The sequence below is a fragment of the Devosia pacifica genome (assembly GCF_014652635.1).
In the GTDB taxonomy this organism is placed as follows: Bacteria; Pseudomonadota; Alphaproteobacteria; order Rhizobiales; family Devosiaceae; genus Devosia; species Devosia pacifica.
Genome location: NZ_BMZE01000003.1, coordinates 403,175 through 417,693, shown reverse-complemented (window position 1 = coordinate 417,693; position 14,519 = coordinate 403,175). Strand labels below are relative to the sequence as shown.

The following is a 14,519-nucleotide window of genomic DNA, read 5'->3' as shown; positions in this document are numbered from 1 at the left end:
TCCCGCTCACACGCTTCTACAGGCCCCACACAAGAATAATCATCGGCACCGCCACCACGGTGCAAACGACTTCGAGCGGCAGGCCGAACTTCCAGTAGTCCGAGAACTGGTAGCCGCCCGGTCCCATGATCAACAGATTGTTCTGGTGCCCGATCGGCGTCAGGAACGCACAGCTCGCACCGATTGCCACAGCCATCAGAAAAGCATCCGGATTGACCTGCATCGCCGTGGCGAGCCCATAGGCGATGGGTGCGGCGATAACAGCAGTCGCGGCGTTGTTGAGAATGTCCGAGAGGAACATTGTCACGACAAGCATCGCTGTAAGCGCGATCCAGGCCGGCAACGCCTGCGTGAACATCGCAATGCCATTTGCGAGCAATAGCGTGCCGCCGGAGCTTTCCAGCGCCTCACCGATCGGGATCAACGCTCCCAAAAGAACAATGATCGGCCACTCGATGGCCTCGTAGAGCTCGCGGATCGGCACGATGTCGGCCAAAACGAACGCTATGACCACGATCGACAACCCGATCGTCAGAGGCAGCAATCCGAAGACCGATAGCGCGATGGCAGAGGCAAACAGGACGATCGCGAGCACCGCCTTGTCATAACGGGTCAGCGCTGGCGTATGCGCCAGGGGCAGGCAGTCGAGCCGTGCCAGCACATCTTCCATGTTTTCGCGTGCACCGAGGAGCAGCAGAACGTCCCCCGCCTGCAGCGGTGTTCTGCGAACCCGCTCGCGCACCGTGCGGCCGCGCCTGGAAATACCGAGCAGCGAAACGCCATACCCGCGCAGCATCTGCACTTCGTTGGCGGAGCGCCCCACCAGCCGGCTCTCGCGGTTGACGACAGCCTCGATAAAGCCCTGGTTTGCACCGAGATCGGCTTTTTCGCCGGACTTGCCCTGAAAGCTCAGCCCGAGTGCCGCGGAAAAGCTGTTAAGCGCCTCGGGGCTCCCCTCGACGACCAGCAAATCGCCTTCAGTAATGGTTTCGGTGCGTGCCCGGCCGGGGAGCCGCCGGGCCTTGCGAACCAGCCCGAGGATCTGCGTATCGTTTTCTTCCGCTATCTTGTCGAGATCTGCGACCTTCTGGCCGATCGCCTGTGACTTCGCCTTGACCACAAGCTCGCTGACATAGTTCTCGATGGCTGCGAGCTCGGCGATAGCGTTGGATGCGCGTACGGGGATGATCCGCCAACCGACGAGCGCGGTGAAGATCAGGCCGGCAATCGCCACGCTCAGCCCCACTGGTGCATAGTCGAACATCCTGAACGCCTCGCCCGTCGCCTGCTCGCGGTAGGAGGCGATGAGAATGTTCGGTGGCGTGCCGATCAGCGTCACCAGCCCGCCGAGAATGGTGGCGGCCGCCAGCGGCATCAGCGTTAGCGAAGGTGATCGGCCCGCTTTCTGCGCCGCCTGGATGTCGACGGGCATTGTCAGGGCCAGCGAGGCGACGTTGTTCATGAAGGCTGAAAGAACGGCGGCAATGCCGCCAAGCATGCCGAGATGCACCGGAACAGGCCGCGGCGAATTGACAAGCGGGCGCGTGATGAGCTCCACCGCCCCCGACCGTGTCAGGCCGAAACTGACAACCAGAACGAGGATGACGATGATCGTCGCATCATTGGAAAAGCCGGAAAATGCCCGGTCGGCAGGCACCACACCAAGTACCACGGCGGCAACCAGTGCGGCGAACGAGACAAGGTCAAATCTGAACTTGCCCCACATCAGCAGCCCGAGGACCAATGCCAGCAGGCTGAAAAGCGTAATCTGTTCGTATGTGATAGGCGGCCCCCAGGTCGAACGGCTCACCGTGCGAGCCGATTTGCCACAATGTGCGTCACACGCCGAGGTTCCCGCTCCTCATGAGGTGCCAGGCCCGACGCGCCGGCGAATTGACCACATCTCGATGCGGCGGACCAGTGCCGGAGCGTCTGCCGGTGAACACTGCCTTCGACAGTGATGAACTTATCTTGCGGCTGCGACCTGCCTAGCTTGAGCACAAAAGGAGCGACCGATGATCGACGCGCGAAATAAGACCGACGTCAGCAGCCAGCCATTGCTGCCGCTTTCGACGACGCTTGGCCCGGTACGCCTTGGCGTGACCCAGCGGGACCGTGCGCTGGCCATCTGGCGTGATATAGTCGGGCTGGAACTGCTGCACGAGGCCGAGAACGAAATTACGCTCGGCGCCGGCCTCTTGCCACTCGTCATTCTGGAAACCGGGGCGCGTGCACCAGTGCAGCCGGCCAGTCTCGGGCTTTATCACCTCGCGCTTCATGTGCCGCAGCGCCGTGATCTTGCCGCGGTGGTCGGCCGTGCGCTCCAGCAGGGCGTGCGCGTGGCACCGACTGATCATCTGGTCTCTGAAGCTGCGTATCTGTGGGACCCTGATGGCAATGGCATCGAGATCACGTACGAAACGCCGTGGCGTGGATCCCTGGCGAACCCAGACGAAGGCCACTACGCCACCACCTCGGACGGCCGACCGCATTCGGGGCGCGAGCCGATCGATCTCGAGAGCCTGTTCGCTGAACTTGACGGCGACCACGCTATCCGGAATGGCCTTCCGGAAGGGACACGCATCGGACACGTTCATTTGCACGTTACCGATCTCGACCGTTCGATGGCGTTTTATCGCGATGCGCTCGGCTTTGGCGGTTTTCTGCTGATCAGATCCTTCTGCATGGGTGATGTGGGGCTCGACTATATGCCGCACACCATTGCCTTCAATACATGGGCCGGCCCCCATGCAAAACAGCCCTTGGCTGACGCCTCGGGATTGCGCTGGTTCACAATCGCGCTGCCCGAAAAGGCCGCTCTGGAGGCAGTCATTGACCGTCTCGCGAAAGGAAACCATCAATACGAGCGTTCTGCAGATGCGGTGCTAGTGCGCGATCCCGACGGCAACCATTTGCGCCTTGTGCTTCACTAGACCGCCGCGTTACCCGCGTGTTAACTCTCGCGCCGTCGATGGGAGGAGATTTCTATGCGTGCAGTATCGTGCAATGCACCGGGTGAACTGGCCATAATTGATGTGCCCGAACCCGCGCTCGAGCAGGGTAAGGTGCTGCTTGCCATCACGCATATCGGCATTTGTGGGACAGACTACCATATCTACGAAGGCAAACACCCGTTCCTCGCTTATCCGCGCATTCTCGGGCATGAGCTCAGCGCCACCGTGCTCGACGCCAATGGCAGCGACACTCTGGCTAAGGGCGACACCGTCACCATCAACCCTTATCTGCCCTGCTATGCGTGCCCGGCCTGCCTGGAGGGCAGGACCAATTGCTGCGAGCATCTTTCGGTTCTCGGCGTCCATTCGGATGGCGGCATGACCGAGCGGCTCGCCCTGCCGGAAGCCAATTGCTATAAGGCGGAGGGGCTCTCGCCGCGTGATGCGGCAATGGTCGAGTTTCTGGCGATTGGCGCGCATGCAGTTCGCCGCACCGGCCTTAAGGGCGGCGAGCGGGTGCTGGTGGTTGGCGGTGGGCCGATCGGCCTCGGGGTCGCGATTTTTGCACGCGTGGCGGGCGCTGATGTCAGCGTTCTCGATGCCGCTGCCGATAAGAGGGCTGCAGCGGAAGAGTTCGGATTTGCGGCGTTCGGCCTCGATGATCTTGAAAGTGAAGCCTTCGCAGCGCGCCGCAGGACTGGTTTTGATGCTGTGCTTGATGCGACTGGCTCCATCGCTGCCATGAACCGCAGCTTTCTGCACGTCCGCAATGGCGGCGACTACACGCTTGTCGGCGTAATCAACGATGATCTCGTCCTGTCCGATTCCGAGGTCCATCGGCGTGAATTGACCATCAGGGCGTCGCGCAATGCCACGCGCGAAGATTTCGAGCATGTCATGGCGGCGATGCGCCGCGGCGAAGTGCCGACCGAGCGCATTGCGACGCACAGCACGGGCCTCGATCAGGTGCCCGCCGATCTGGCAAGGTGGGCAACACAACGCGAAGGCCTGATCAAGGCGATCATCGCCGTCTAGGAGATCCCATGCACGACTACGCGCAGATCCTCAACTTCTGGTTTGTGGAGCACGACAAGGACGACTGGTTCGCCGGTGACGAGGCGTTCGACCGCGCCATTGCGGAGCGCTTCGCCGATATCCATCGTCGGGTCGCCATGGGCGAAGCCTATGAGTGGCGAACCTCGGCGGACGGACGGTTAGCCGAGATCATCGTCCTCGATCAGTTCTCGCGTCAGTTGCATAGAGGCGAAGCACGCGCTTTTGCTCAGGATCCGATGGCTCTGGCGCTGGCACAGGAAGCAGTTGCGCGCGGCCTCGACCAAGCGTTTGAAGCGCAGCGACGCATGTTTCTGTATATGCCTTACATGCATTCAGAATCCCTCGTGGTGCACGAGCAGGCCATGCAGCTCTTCACGTCGCTCGGCGATCCTGAGGTGCTCAAGTTCGAAGAGGGCCACCGCGACGTTATAAGCCGGTTCGGGCGCTATCCCTTCCGCAACGAGGCGCTGGGACGGTCGTCGAGCGAGGAAGAGCTTGCCTATATGAAGGAACACGCCGATCGGGTGTTCTAGGGAACCGCCTCTCCAGCATCGCATTGCCTCCATGAATCATGGAGTTGATCGATGGACCTTTCCAACAAAGTCGCGCTGGTAACCGGCGCAGGTTCGGGGCTTGGCCGCGCTTCCGCCATCCGCATGGCGGAAGAAGGTGCAGATGTCGTTCTCGTCAGCCGCACCCAGAGTGAACTCGACGAAGTGGCGGATCTGATCGGCAAAGGTGGCCGGCAGGCGCTGCCCGTCGCTGCAGACACCTCGAGTGAAGACGATATGGGCAAGGTCTTCAAGGCGATCGAGGAAAAGTTCGGTCGGCTGGATATCGTCTTCGCCAATGCTGGCATTAATGGCATGTGGGCGCCTATTGACGAGTTGAAGCCGGAAGAGTGGGATAAAACCATCGCCGTCAACCTGCGCGGCACATATCTGACGCTGCACTATGCCGTGCCGATGCTCAAGCGCAATGGGGGCGCGATCGTCATCACCGCCTCGATCAACGGCACGCGCACCTTTACCACTCCAGGCGCGACCGCCTACTCGACCACCAAGGCTGGGCAGGTGGCGATGGCGCAGATGCTCGCAGTCGAATTGGCGCCGCACAAGATCCGTATCAACGTCATCTGCCCTGGCGCGATCGAAAGCGAGATTTCGGAGAACACCCAGACACGGGATCAGGATGAGGCCAAGTTCCCCGTCGAATACCCCGAGGGCAAGATCCCGCTGACCGGCGAAGCAAAGGGCAAAAGCGAGCAGGTCGCTGATCTTGTCAGCTTCCTTGTGTCAGATCGCTCAAGCCACATCACCGGAACCCCTGTGTGGATCGATGGTGCGCAGTCACTGGTTGTTTGAGCAACTCCCGGATTGCCCAGACGTTGTGAGTGCAAAGGAGTTTGACGATGGAATTTCTCGGTCCCTATGGATGGCTGATCGCTACGCTTGGCGGAGCAATTATTCTAGGACTCGCCATTGCCTGGGGCATGCGCCGATCAAGCCAGCGTACGCCGCAGGAGAAAGCGCGCACTGAAGCCGGAGTGCATGAGGAGTATCGCAAGGAAGATCAGGAGCGCTGAGACCTTCAGCGTTTAAGGCGGGCGGGGTCGATCAGGGCTCCGCGCTCTCCGATGACAATTGACGCCATGGCGTGAGCTGATTTGAGAGCGTCTTCAAGGCTGGCTCCAGCGACGCGAGAAGCGAGATAAGCCGCGTTAAAAGAGTCTCCGGCACCAGTCGCATCGACAACGGTCTCCACCTTTTCTGCCGGGACCTCACTTCTCCCGCTATGGCTTACCGCCAGAGCCGGCCCAGACCCGTCCTTGACCACAACTTCCTCCACGCCCAGCTCTAGATATCGCTCGGCAGTTTGCTCCGCGTTCTTGTCGCCGAAGACTGGAACTTCGTCGCTATGAGTTGGCAGCACAATGTCGGCGATCGTAGCTGCAGCCGTGAGAATCGATCCCATGACGCGCTGCGACGACCATAGGGCAGGGCGGATATTCGGGTCGAAAACGATCCGCGCACCGGCGTCGCGCGCTGCAACAATCGCGCCGATCAACCGGCCACGAGCCCGTGGTGCGAGGATCGCCATGGTGATGCCGGAAAAATAGACGATATCGGCGCCATGAAGCGCACGCGACAACGCATCGCGATCGTCAGCCAGCAGCTTTGCCGCCGAATTATCGCGCCAGTAAGTAAAATGGCGGTCGCCTGCTTCCTGATGGATCAGATAAAGCCCGGGGCGCCGACTCTCGATCGTCTGGATATGCGTGGTGCCTATATGGTTGGCCTCGAGAAAGTTCCGGATATCGGCTGAGTACCGGTCACTCCCGAGCGCCGTACAGTAGTCCACCTGCCAGTCATCACCCAAGAGAGCCCGCATGTACCAGGCGGTATTCAGCGTGTCTCCGGCATAACCTAGCCGGTATTGGCGCTCCTCGCCGCCGGACATCTCGATCATGCATTCGCCGATGCTCACGAAGCGTTTTGCGGCCACAATCACTCTCCCGTTCCCTTGCCCCGCTTATGCGGATCGCCCGGCGAATTGGCAAGATTGGCTCTTCACCGGCTGAATGGCGCGAATCGCCCTTCCATACAAGATAGTGAACCACTATGGTCGCCCGGATTTTTGAGGAGACGAAGCATCCCCATGACACGCTTGAGCAATGCCGCCTTGTCCGACCTGTCCACCGATATCGCGCGCCCAGGCTATGATCGTGCGCGTGTGACGCCCGGCATCGTGCATCTTGGTATTGGTGCTTTTCATCGCGCACATATGGCCGTCTATGTCGATGATCTGCTGGCAAGCCACCCCGATTGGGGGATTGTCGGTGCAAGCCTGCGCCGGCCCGACACCAAGGAGGCGCTGGAGCCACAAGACGGGCTCTATTCGATCGCCGTCCGCGATGCTTCCGGCACCAAGCCGCGTATAATCGGCTCCGTGCTAGAGGTCATGGATGCCAATGCTCAACGCGAGGAGTTGCTGGCCCTGATGGCCGACGTGAAGATCCGCATCGTCTCGTTGACGGTGACCGAAAAAGGATACTGCCACGATCCATCCACCGGCGATCTCGACGAAGATCACCCTGACATTGTCCATGACCTTGAAGAGCCCGGCACTCCGCGCAGCGCGCCCGGCCTCATCGTTGAAGCGCTGGCGCGGCGCAAGGCAGCCGGTATCGAGCCGTTCACGGTGATGAGTTGCGATAATCTGCCCGCCAACGGCAAGACGACAGCCCGGATCGTCGCGAAATTCGCTGAACTGCGAGATCCGGACCTGGGTTCTTGGGTGAAAGAGCATGTGGCCTTCCCCTCCACGATGGTCGACCGCATTGTGCCGGCGACTACCGATGCCGACCGCCAAGGTGTCAGCGATCTGCTGGGCCTCGAGGACGCTTGGCCGATCATGACGGAACCCTTCACCCAGTGGGTTATAGAGGACACGTTCTGTGACGGCCGCCCGCCTTTTGAATCTGTCGGTGTGCAGGTCGTCGAAGATGTCGAGCCGTATGAACTGATGAAGCTGCGCATGCTCAACGGCGCGCACTCGACCCTTGCTTATCTCGGATATCTCGCGGGTCACGAGCATGTCTCGGACGCGATGGCCGATCCAGCATTCCGCATGATGATCTCAGGGATGCAGACCGGGGAAATCGTCCCCACGCTGCCGTCCCTCGATGTCGACTTTTACGCCTATCGCGACGAGTTGCTGGCGCGTTTCGAGAACCCGGCCCTCAAGCATCGCACCTGGCAGATCGCGATGGATGGCAGTCAGAAGCTGCCGCAGCGTCTGCTCGGAACCATCCGCGATCGCATCGAGGCGAAGCTCGTTTTCGATGGTCTGGCACTCGGTGTTGCGGCGTGGATGCGCTACGTGACGGGCGTTGACGAAAATGGCAACGCTATCGACGTCAAGGATCCACTGTCAGATCGACTGCGCGCTATCGCAGATGAGGCCGGGCGCGATCCCGAGGCCCTGTTCGACGGGCTCGTTGGTATCAATGAGATCTTCGCTGCCGATCTGGCACGCAATGCGGCCTTCCGCGAGGTGGTCGTTCAACACCTCGCCAATCTCTTCGAAAAAGGCGCTGCGGCGACGGTTGCCGATCTTATCGAGGAGGACGACTGAGCGATCATCACCGGCGTGGATCAATCGCGAAGATTGATCCGCGCCGTGGACAGGCCCCTGACCAGGCGGTCGGCCCATAATTGCGCACCATACTCGTCGAGAATCTCGTTGTTGCGCAGTTCGATCATCGTGTTGGTCAACCCACGTCCGTCGCCGTGCCGTTCCATGGTCAGGGTTACGCCGGCCATCGCGGCATAGGGTTGGTTCCAGCCGATCAGCAGGTTCGGGTCCTCATACTGGATATGCTGGCGCACGGCGTCGCTGAACCTGTCGTCGAGGCCGTGAAGTATGCCGATCGGCCAGGGGCGCTCCACCCCATGAAAAACCGGCGTGAATGAATGGACGCATACCAGGATCGTCTCCTGATCGCGCATCAGGCGTTGATCGAGAAGCTCGCCCAGGGCCTGGTGGAAGGGTTCGTGGTAATTATCGATACGGAACTGGCGCTCATCATCGGACAGATTCTCGTTCGCCTCGATCCGCGTGGATTCGGAAAGCGTCCAGATCAGGTCAGGTGCATCGAGATCCCGATTCGTGTCTATCACCAGACGGGACACCGTGGATGAGACCAATGGTGCATCGAGCCTGTTAGCGATGCGGCGGCTGACGGAGAGCGCGCCGGGATCCCACGCGATGTGTGTCAGTCTTTCGGCCAGCGAAAGCCCGAGGTTTCCATACCGATCAGGTATGCGGTTCGATGCATGATCGCAGACGATTACGAAAGGGGAGGCCCCCTCCGGGTTGCCAACCCGAAAGGCCGGTTCTTCACTGTCTACTGCAACGTATTCCATTCAAGGAATTCCGGTCCGCTCATCACGATCTTGGTGTCGATCTCGCCGATCTCAGCGAGGTCCTTGCCCTCATAAGCCAACCGGGTCAAGACGCTGCGGATGGCATTGAGCCGCGCGCGCCGCTTGTCATTGGCCAGGACGATGGTCCATGGCGCATGTTCCGTATCGGTGCGGCGCAGCATTTCATCACGTGCAGCTGAATAGTCATGCCATTTTGCCAGCGCCGCGAGATCGACCGGTGAAAGCTTCCACTGCTTCAATGGATCATGCCGGCGCGCGTGAAATCGCTTGAGCTGCATTTCGCGCCCGATGGAGAGCCAGATCTTGAAGATCTCAATACCATCGCGCGTCAGGCGCTTCTCGAACTCCGGCGCCTCTTCAAGAAAAAGGTCCGTTTCTGCCGGCGTTGCAAAACCCATCACCGGCTCGACGCCGGCACGGTTATACCAGGATCGATCGAACAGAACCTGTTCGCCTCCCGCTGGTAGCCACTGCACGTATCGCTGGAAATACCACTGTGTCTCTTCACGGCTGTTGGGCTTTGGCAGGGCCGCGATATAGTTGTAGCGTGGATTGAGATGGCGCAGATACCGCCGGATGGTGCCACCCTTTCCGGCGGCATCGCGCCCCTCAAAAATCACGACAATGCGGCGTCCGGTAGCTGCCATGTCGGCCTGCAGCAGGACAAGCTGACGGTTCAGCGCCTCAAGTTCGCGCTTGTAGCGCTTGCTGTCGAGCTTCTCATCATAGGGGTACCCGCCCGACTGGAGCGCCACCTTGTCGATTGCTTCCGGCAACTCCGGATCGTCTATGTCGAACGTTGAAAGCAAGTCGCTCATGAGTGTCGCTCCTTTGTCGTATCGAACGTGCTAGAACTATGACAGTTCAACGAGTTTGACACACTGCGACTGTTCTATGACGGAACTCCCACTTTCTCGACGATCAATGGATTCGCGCCAGCGCTGGCAAAGCGTCGTGACGCGGACTAGCCTCATACTCCTTGTGAGTGGTCTCGTCTTTGCCGGGCTGCTGATTGTCGGCGAGTTGTCACCGGTGTGGGCAATCGCCGGATTTGCGGGAATTGCAGCCGTTACCCTGTTAACGGCTCGGGAGGGCGCGGATGCAGAGCTTGCCAGCGAGGCTCTCCCGATCCGAAGCGGCGGCATGGACGACGTCTTTGCATTCGCGGACGCGCTGAACGAGCCGTGCCTTTTGCTCGGACGAAGCGGCCGTGTCATTCATCGCAACCATGCTGCTGCGCGCCAGTACCCTAGTGTGCAGGCCGGCAATCCGATTTCGTTCTCAATGCGCAACCCGGACCTGCTGCGTGCGGTCGATGCCGTCTTCGCCACGGCGCGCCCACAAATGGTGGAACTGCACGAAACCCTGCCGTCCGAGAGTTGGCACCGGGTGCTGATCACACCGCTTCATCTGCCGGAACACGAGTGGTTCGAGGATCCGCAGCGCATGCTGGTAATCACCTTCTCCAGCCTCACCGAACTCAAGCGCGTCGATGCCATGCGCAGCGACTTCATCGCCAATGCCAGCCACGAGTTGCGAACGCCACTGGCATCGCTGCTCGGCTTCATCGAAACCTTGCAGGGCCCGGCGGCGCGTGACGCCGCGGCACGGGTGAAGTTTCTCGATATCATGCAGTCGCAGGCTCGGCGGATGTCGAACCTCGTTGACGACCTGTTGTCACTGTCGCGCATCGAAATGTACCAGCACGTTCGCCCGACGGGGTGCGTTGATCTCGCCGTGCTGCTCGCAGAGGTGCGTGAGGGGCTGCAGGTCCGCGCCGAAGAGGCCGGCATTGTTCTCGGCCTCGAGGTGCCTGCTGGGACGCATAAGGTCACGGCGGACCGCGAGCAGCTCTACGAGGTGTTCGAGAACCTCGTCGACAATGCCATAAAGTATGGAGCCTCGGGCAAGCGCGTGGACATGATCCTGCGGCCATCGAACCGGCAGAACTACGCCTATACGGCCAGCGTCATCGATTATGGCCCTGGCGTCCCGGAAGATCAGGTGCCGCGCCTGACAGAGCGGTTCTATCGGCTGGATGTCGAAGCCAGCAGGCGCAAGAAGAGTACCGGTCTGGGGCTTGCCATCGTCAAGCATATCGTCCAGCGGCACCGCGGGCTGATGACCATTAAGAGCCGGCCCGGCGAGGGCCTGAGGATCGACGTGCAGCTTCCCGGTTGAATCCGCAAACGTCGCTCCGTAACCATTACAGGCATCGCGGCGGAATCGACATCATTGCAGGGTGCTTTTCAGAAAATCGTTATTTTATAGGCGGTTGCGCTGTCACATAAGTGTAGCTCAAGTGACATAAAACCCCAATTAACGAGTCATAGGGTGCCCCCGTCAGACAGGGGGCGGGTCCAGCCGGTCTCCAGGTCATGAAGAGAATGACCGTACCGATCTGAAAGATCTCCGAAAGGGAAACCATCATGAAATTCGCTCTTGTTACCAGCGTAGCCGCGCTGACCATTGCGGCCCTCGGCACCACTGCTGCCGTGGCTCAGTCCCGCGATACCATCCAGATCGCCGGATCCTCGACGGTTCTGCCGTTCGCATCGATCGTTGCTGAAGAGTTCGGCGCCGCATATCCGGAGTTCAACACCCCGGTCGTCGGTTCGGGTGGCTCCTCGGGCGGTCTGCGCCAGTTCTGCGAAGGCGTCGGCGAGAACACCATCGATATCGCCAATGCTTCGCGCAAGATGCGCGCTGGCGAAGTCGAAGCCTGTGCCGAAGCCGGCGTTGAAGACATCCGTGAGATCGTCATCGGCTATGACGGCATTGTTTTCGCCGTTGGTGCTGATCAGGGCGATTTCGCTCTCGAGCCGATCCACGTCTACAAGGCTCTCGCCGCTCAGGTCCCGCAGGACGGCGAAATGGTCGACAACCCCTACACCAACTGGTCGGAAATCGACTCCTCGCTTCCGGATCAGGACATCGCTCTTGCGATCCCTGCCTCTAACCACGGCACTCGTGAAGTCTTTGAAGAGAACGTCGTGCTGCCGGGCTGTGAAGCTGCCGAGCTGCCCGAGATGAACGAAGACGAGATGGAAGCAGCCTGCCTGAACTTCCGTCAGGATGTCGTGACCGAGATCGCCGGTGACTATACCGAGACCCTCGCTCGCCTCGAAGCTAACCCTTCGACCATGGGCGTTTTCGGTCTGTCCTTCTACGACCAGAACCGCGACACCCTGAAGGTTGCAACGGTCTCTGGCGTCGAGCCGACCATGGACAGCATTGCAGCCGGTGACTATCCGGTTTCTCGTCCGCTGCAGTTCTACGTCAAGGGCGCCCATATCGGCGTGATCCCTGGCCTCGAGGAGTATGTGCAGTTCTTCCTTTCGGACCAGATCGCCGGTGCTGGTGGTCGTCTTGAAGAAGCTGGCCTGATCCCGGCTTCGGAAGAATTCCGTTCCACCGAAGTTTCCGACTTCATGGACGGCACCCAGTTCGAAGCTTCGGCTGAGTAAGGCATTAGCCGGCAGTGGGCGCCTCTTGCGCCTGCTGCTCTGTAATCCGGCCTCCGGGCGATAAGTCCGGGCGCCGTCTTGTGGCACAGGGCCGATCCCCCGGCCAAAAGAGGGCGCGCACATGAATTCCCTGGTGGTGGCTGCTGTACTGCTGGTCCTTTTGGGCCTTGCCTATCAGGTTGGCTGGTCGCGCAGCCGCACGGTCGCAGTTGGCGCGGATCGTCGCCTGCATTCGCGGCCCGCATATCACGGAACGCTTGCCGCAATCTGGGTACTTGTGCCTGTGGCTCTCGTGCTCGGCCTCTGGGCGCTGTTCGGCCCCGGCGTCACCGACAGCTACATTCGCTCTCAGATCCCCGCCGACGTGGCCGCCAGTCTTGAGCCCGCGCAACTGAACAACGCAATGGCGCGCATTCGCTCAATCGCCTCCGGCTACGGCGTGCTTGGAGAGCCTCAGCCATTCGAGAACCAGGCCGGCCAGGCGCTACGCCAGTTTCAGCTCATTAGTTTTCTCATCGTCATTGCGGCAGCCGCAGGTCTCGGGGTTCTGGCGCTGTTTGCTGCGCGCCGTCGTATTACGCCGGCATTGCGCGCCCGCAATCAGGTGGAAGCCGTGGTCAACGCGCTGCTCGTCGCATGTTCGGCGGTGGCGATCCTGACCACCATCGGCATTGTCGTCTCGCTGCTGTTCGAGGCCATCCGGTTTTTCACCTTCATCAGCCCTGTCGACTTCTTCTTCGGCACGGTCTGGAATCCGCGCTTTTCCACTACGGGGACTGGCGGCGAGGGCGATTACGGCCTCATCCCGCTGCTCTGGGGCACGGTTATGGTGGCGTTCATCGCCATGTTCGTTGCGGTGCCTGTTGGCCTGATGTCCGCGATCTACCTGTCTCAATACGCCCATCCGCGCCTGCGCAGCACCGTTAAACCCATTATCGAGGTGCTGGCTGGCATTCCGACCATCGTCTACGGCTTTTTTGCCCTGGTCACCGTCGGCCCATTCCTGTCCGGTATCGGCAATGCGGTTGGCCTCGATATCCGGGCGACCAGCGCCGCCACGGCTGGTCTCGTGATGGGGATCATGATCATCCCGTTCATTTCCTCGCTGTCGGACGACATCCTGCGTCAGGTCCCGAAATCGCTGCGCGACGGTTCGCTGGGCCTTGGGGCGACGCGCTCCGAAACCATCCGTAAGGTCATCCTGCCGGCGGCATTGCCGGGCATTGTCGGCGCCTTTCTTCTCGCTATTTCGCGGGCCATCGGCGAGACGATGATCGTGGTGCTTGCTGCCGGCAACAGCCCGATCCTGCGGCTCAATCCGTTCGAGCCCACGTCGACCGTCACCGTCACCATCGTCAATCAGCTGACTGGCGACACTGATTTCGCCGGCCCGCAATCACTGGTTGCCTTCGCGCTCGGCCTCACGCTGTTTGCCATGACGCTCGTCCTCAATGTTGCTGCGCTGCTCATCGTGCGGCGGTTTCGGGAGCAGTACGAATAATGACCGATATCAACATGCAGCAGACAGGCTCCGAAGCGAGCCGCAAGCGCCTCGAGATCATTCGGGCGAGTCTGTCACGCCGGCACCGCGCCGAAGCAATCTTCAAGGGTCTTGGGATCGCTGCCATCGTGCTCGCGCTGGCGCTGGTCGGCACCCTGTTCTGGCAGGTGTTCTCGAAGGGCACGCCGTCGCTGTTCCAGTCTACTCTTCACCTCGATATCACCTTCGATCCCGAGGTGGTGGAGGTCGGTCCGGCACCCGAGGCAGGGTCAGGCCTTTCACCGGCTGAGTATGAAGAAGCCTATCTCGATTGGCGCCGTGCTCTTGCGCTCGTCAATTGGAACGAGCTGATCGCGAACGCCATCCGGGATGTCTCAGGTACTGAGATCGACGGCGGCGATGTCCGTGCGCTCGTCGATAACAATGCCGGACTCGTGCTGCGCAGCCGTTTCCAGGACAACCCGGATCTGCTCGGACAGACCGTACCGATGGATCTGCTGGTATCCGCCAATGGCGACAACTGGCTGAAGGGCACGATTGACCGTGACTTGCCGGACGAGCGCCAGCAATTGTCGGCCGACACCCGCAACTT

General features: G+C 60.6%; 13 protein-coding genes and 1 pseudogene. 10 read left to right on the top strand and 4 right to left on the bottom strand.

Features of this window, described 5'->3' with window-relative positions; translation table 11 throughout:
- Window positions 1–16 precede the first annotated feature (16 nt).
- Window positions 17–1,810, bottom strand: coding sequence for an SLC13 family permease (locus IE127_RS14895; RefSeq protein ID WP_308430306.1), 1,794 nt, complete (start codon window positions 1,808–1,810; stop codon window positions 17–19).
- 205 nt (window positions 1,811–2,015) lie between these two features.
- Here IE127_RS14895 and IE127_RS14890 point away from each other — a divergent pair, with 205 nt between their 5' ends.
- Genes IE127_RS14890 through IE127_RS14870 form a run of 5 tightly spaced genes read left to right on the top strand, consistent with a single transcriptional unit; the run spans window position 2,016 to window position 5,595 of the window.
- Window positions 2,016–2,933 carry a VOC family protein gene (locus tag IE127_RS14890; protein WP_189426499.1) on the top strand — a complete coding sequence of 306 codons (918 nt, stop codon included), beginning with the start codon at window positions 2,016–2,018 and terminating at the stop codon, window positions 2,931–2,933.
- Between the two features lie 54 nt (window positions 2,934–2,987).
- A complete protein-coding gene (locus IE127_RS14885) occupies window positions 2,988–3,989 on the top strand; it encodes a zinc-binding alcohol dehydrogenase family protein (RefSeq protein ID WP_189426498.1) in 1,002 nt (333 codons plus the stop codon).
- Window positions 3,990–3,997: 8 nt separating this feature from the next.
- A complete protein-coding gene (locus IE127_RS14880; protein ID WP_189426497.1) occupies window positions 3,998–4,543 on the top strand; it encodes a DUF924 family protein in 546 nt (181 codons plus the stop codon).
- Between the two features lie 51 nt (window positions 4,544–4,594).
- Window positions 4,595–5,374: an SDR family oxidoreductase gene (locus tag IE127_RS14875; RefSeq protein WP_189426496.1), complete on the top strand. Its 780-nt coding sequence runs from the start codon at window positions 4,595–4,597 to the stop codon at window positions 5,372–5,374.
- Window positions 5,375–5,421: 47 nt separating this feature from the next.
- On the top strand, window positions 5,422–5,595 hold the full coding sequence (locus IE127_RS14870; protein ID WP_189426495.1) for a hypothetical protein: 174 nt from the start codon (window positions 5,422–5,424) through the stop codon (window positions 5,593–5,595).
- 5 nt (window positions 5,596–5,600) lie between these two features.
- On the opposite strand, the gene IE127_RS14865 is transcribed toward IE127_RS14870, so the two are convergent.
- The gene (locus IE127_RS14865; RefSeq protein ID WP_244640213.1) at window positions 5,601–6,515 is read right to left on the bottom strand and encodes a sugar kinase; all 915 of its coding nucleotides are present in this window, start codon (window positions 6,513–6,515) and stop codon (window positions 5,601–5,603) included.
- 153 nt (window positions 6,516–6,668) lie between these two features.
- On the opposite strand from IE127_RS14865, the gene IE127_RS14860 reads away from it, so the two are divergent.
- Window positions 6,669–8,147: a mannitol dehydrogenase family protein gene (locus IE127_RS14860; protein ID WP_189426494.1), complete on the top strand. Its 1,479-nt coding sequence runs from the start codon at window positions 6,669–6,671 to the stop codon at window positions 8,145–8,147.
- A gap of 20 nt (window positions 8,148–8,167) precedes the next feature.
- Here IE127_RS14860 and IE127_RS14855 read toward each other — a convergent pair whose 3' ends face one another.
- Together IE127_RS14855 and ppk2 are read right to left on the bottom strand one after the other, a co-directional pair.
- A complete protein-coding gene (locus tag IE127_RS14855; RefSeq protein ID WP_189426493.1) occupies window positions 8,168–8,938 on the bottom strand; it encodes an N-formylglutamate amidohydrolase in 771 nt (256 codons plus the stop codon).
- Complete coding sequence (gene ppk2 / locus IE127_RS14850; protein WP_189426492.1) at window positions 8,920–9,777, bottom strand: polyphosphate kinase 2; 858 nt, start codon at window positions 9,775–9,777, stop codon at window positions 8,920–8,922. Before ppk2 ends, IE127_RS14855 begins: the two co-directional genes overlap by 19 nt.
- A 106-nt stretch (window positions 9,778–9,883) precedes the next feature.
- Here ppk2 and IE127_RS14845 point away from each other — a divergent pair, with 106 nt between their 5' ends.
- The 4 genes and pseudogenes from IE127_RS14845 to IE127_RS19975 all read left to right on the top strand — a co-directional run.
- On the top strand, window positions 9,884–11,140 hold the full coding sequence (locus IE127_RS14845; RefSeq protein ID WP_189426491.1) for a sensor histidine kinase: 1,257 nt from the start codon (window positions 9,884–9,886) through the stop codon (window positions 11,138–11,140).
- A gap of 248 nt (window positions 11,141–11,388) precedes the next feature.
- Entirely contained in the window at window positions 11,389–12,426 is a 1,038-nt protein-coding gene (locus IE127_RS14840) for a substrate-binding domain-containing protein (RefSeq protein ID WP_189426490.1), read from the top strand.
- 121 nt (window positions 12,427–12,547) lie between these two features.
- Window positions 12,548–13,927: a phosphate ABC transporter permease subunit PstC gene (gene pstC / locus IE127_RS14835; RefSeq protein ID WP_189426489.1), complete on the top strand. Its 1,380-nt coding sequence runs from the start codon at window positions 12,548–12,550 to the stop codon at window positions 13,925–13,927.
- Window positions 13,927–14,469 (top strand): annotated as a pseudogene (locus IE127_RS19975) (DUF3333 domain-containing protein); the annotation flags it as partial. The gene pstC and the pseudogene IE127_RS19975, both read left to right, overlap by 1 nt.
- Window positions 14,470–14,519: the final 50 nt, after the last annotated feature.

Bases quoted from the DNA above. Each gene is read 5' to 3' on its own strand.
- IE127_RS14890 (WP_189426499.1), top strand. From the start codon at position 2,016: ATGATCGACGCGCGAAATAAGACCGACGTCAGCAGCCAGCCATTGCTG.
- IE127_RS14885 (WP_189426498.1), top strand. From the start codon at position 2,988: ATGCGTGCAGTATCGTGCAATGCACCGGGTGAACTGGCCATAATTGAT.
- IE127_RS14880 (WP_189426497.1), top strand. From the start codon at position 3,998: ATGCACGACTACGCGCAGATCCTCAACTTCTGGTTTGTGGAGCACGAC.
- IE127_RS14875 (WP_189426496.1), top strand. From the start codon at position 4,595: ATGGACCTTTCCAACAAAGTCGCGCTGGTAACCGGCGCAGGTTCGGGG.
- IE127_RS14870 (WP_189426495.1), top strand. From the start codon at position 5,422: ATGGAATTTCTCGGTCCCTATGGATGGCTGATCGCTACGCTTGGCGGA.
- IE127_RS14860 (WP_189426494.1), top strand. From the start codon at position 6,669: ATGACACGCTTGAGCAATGCCGCCTTGTCCGACCTGTCCACCGATATC.
- IE127_RS14855 (WP_189426493.1), bottom strand. From the start codon at position 8,938: ATGGAATACGTTGCAGTAGACAGTGAAGAACCGGCCTTTCGGGTTGGC.
- ppk2 (WP_189426492.1), bottom strand. From the start codon at position 9,777: ATGAGCGACTTGCTTTCAACGTTCGACATAGACGATCCGGAGTTGCCG.
- IE127_RS14845 (WP_189426491.1), top strand. From the start codon at position 9,884: ATGGATTCGCGCCAGCGCTGGCAAAGCGTCGTGACGCGGACTAGCCTC.
- IE127_RS14840 (WP_189426490.1), top strand. From the start codon at position 11,389: ATGAAATTCGCTCTTGTTACCAGCGTAGCCGCGCTGACCATTGCGGCC.
- pstC (WP_189426489.1), top strand. From the start codon at position 12,548: ATGAATTCCCTGGTGGTGGCTGCTGTACTGCTGGTCCTTTTGGGCCTT.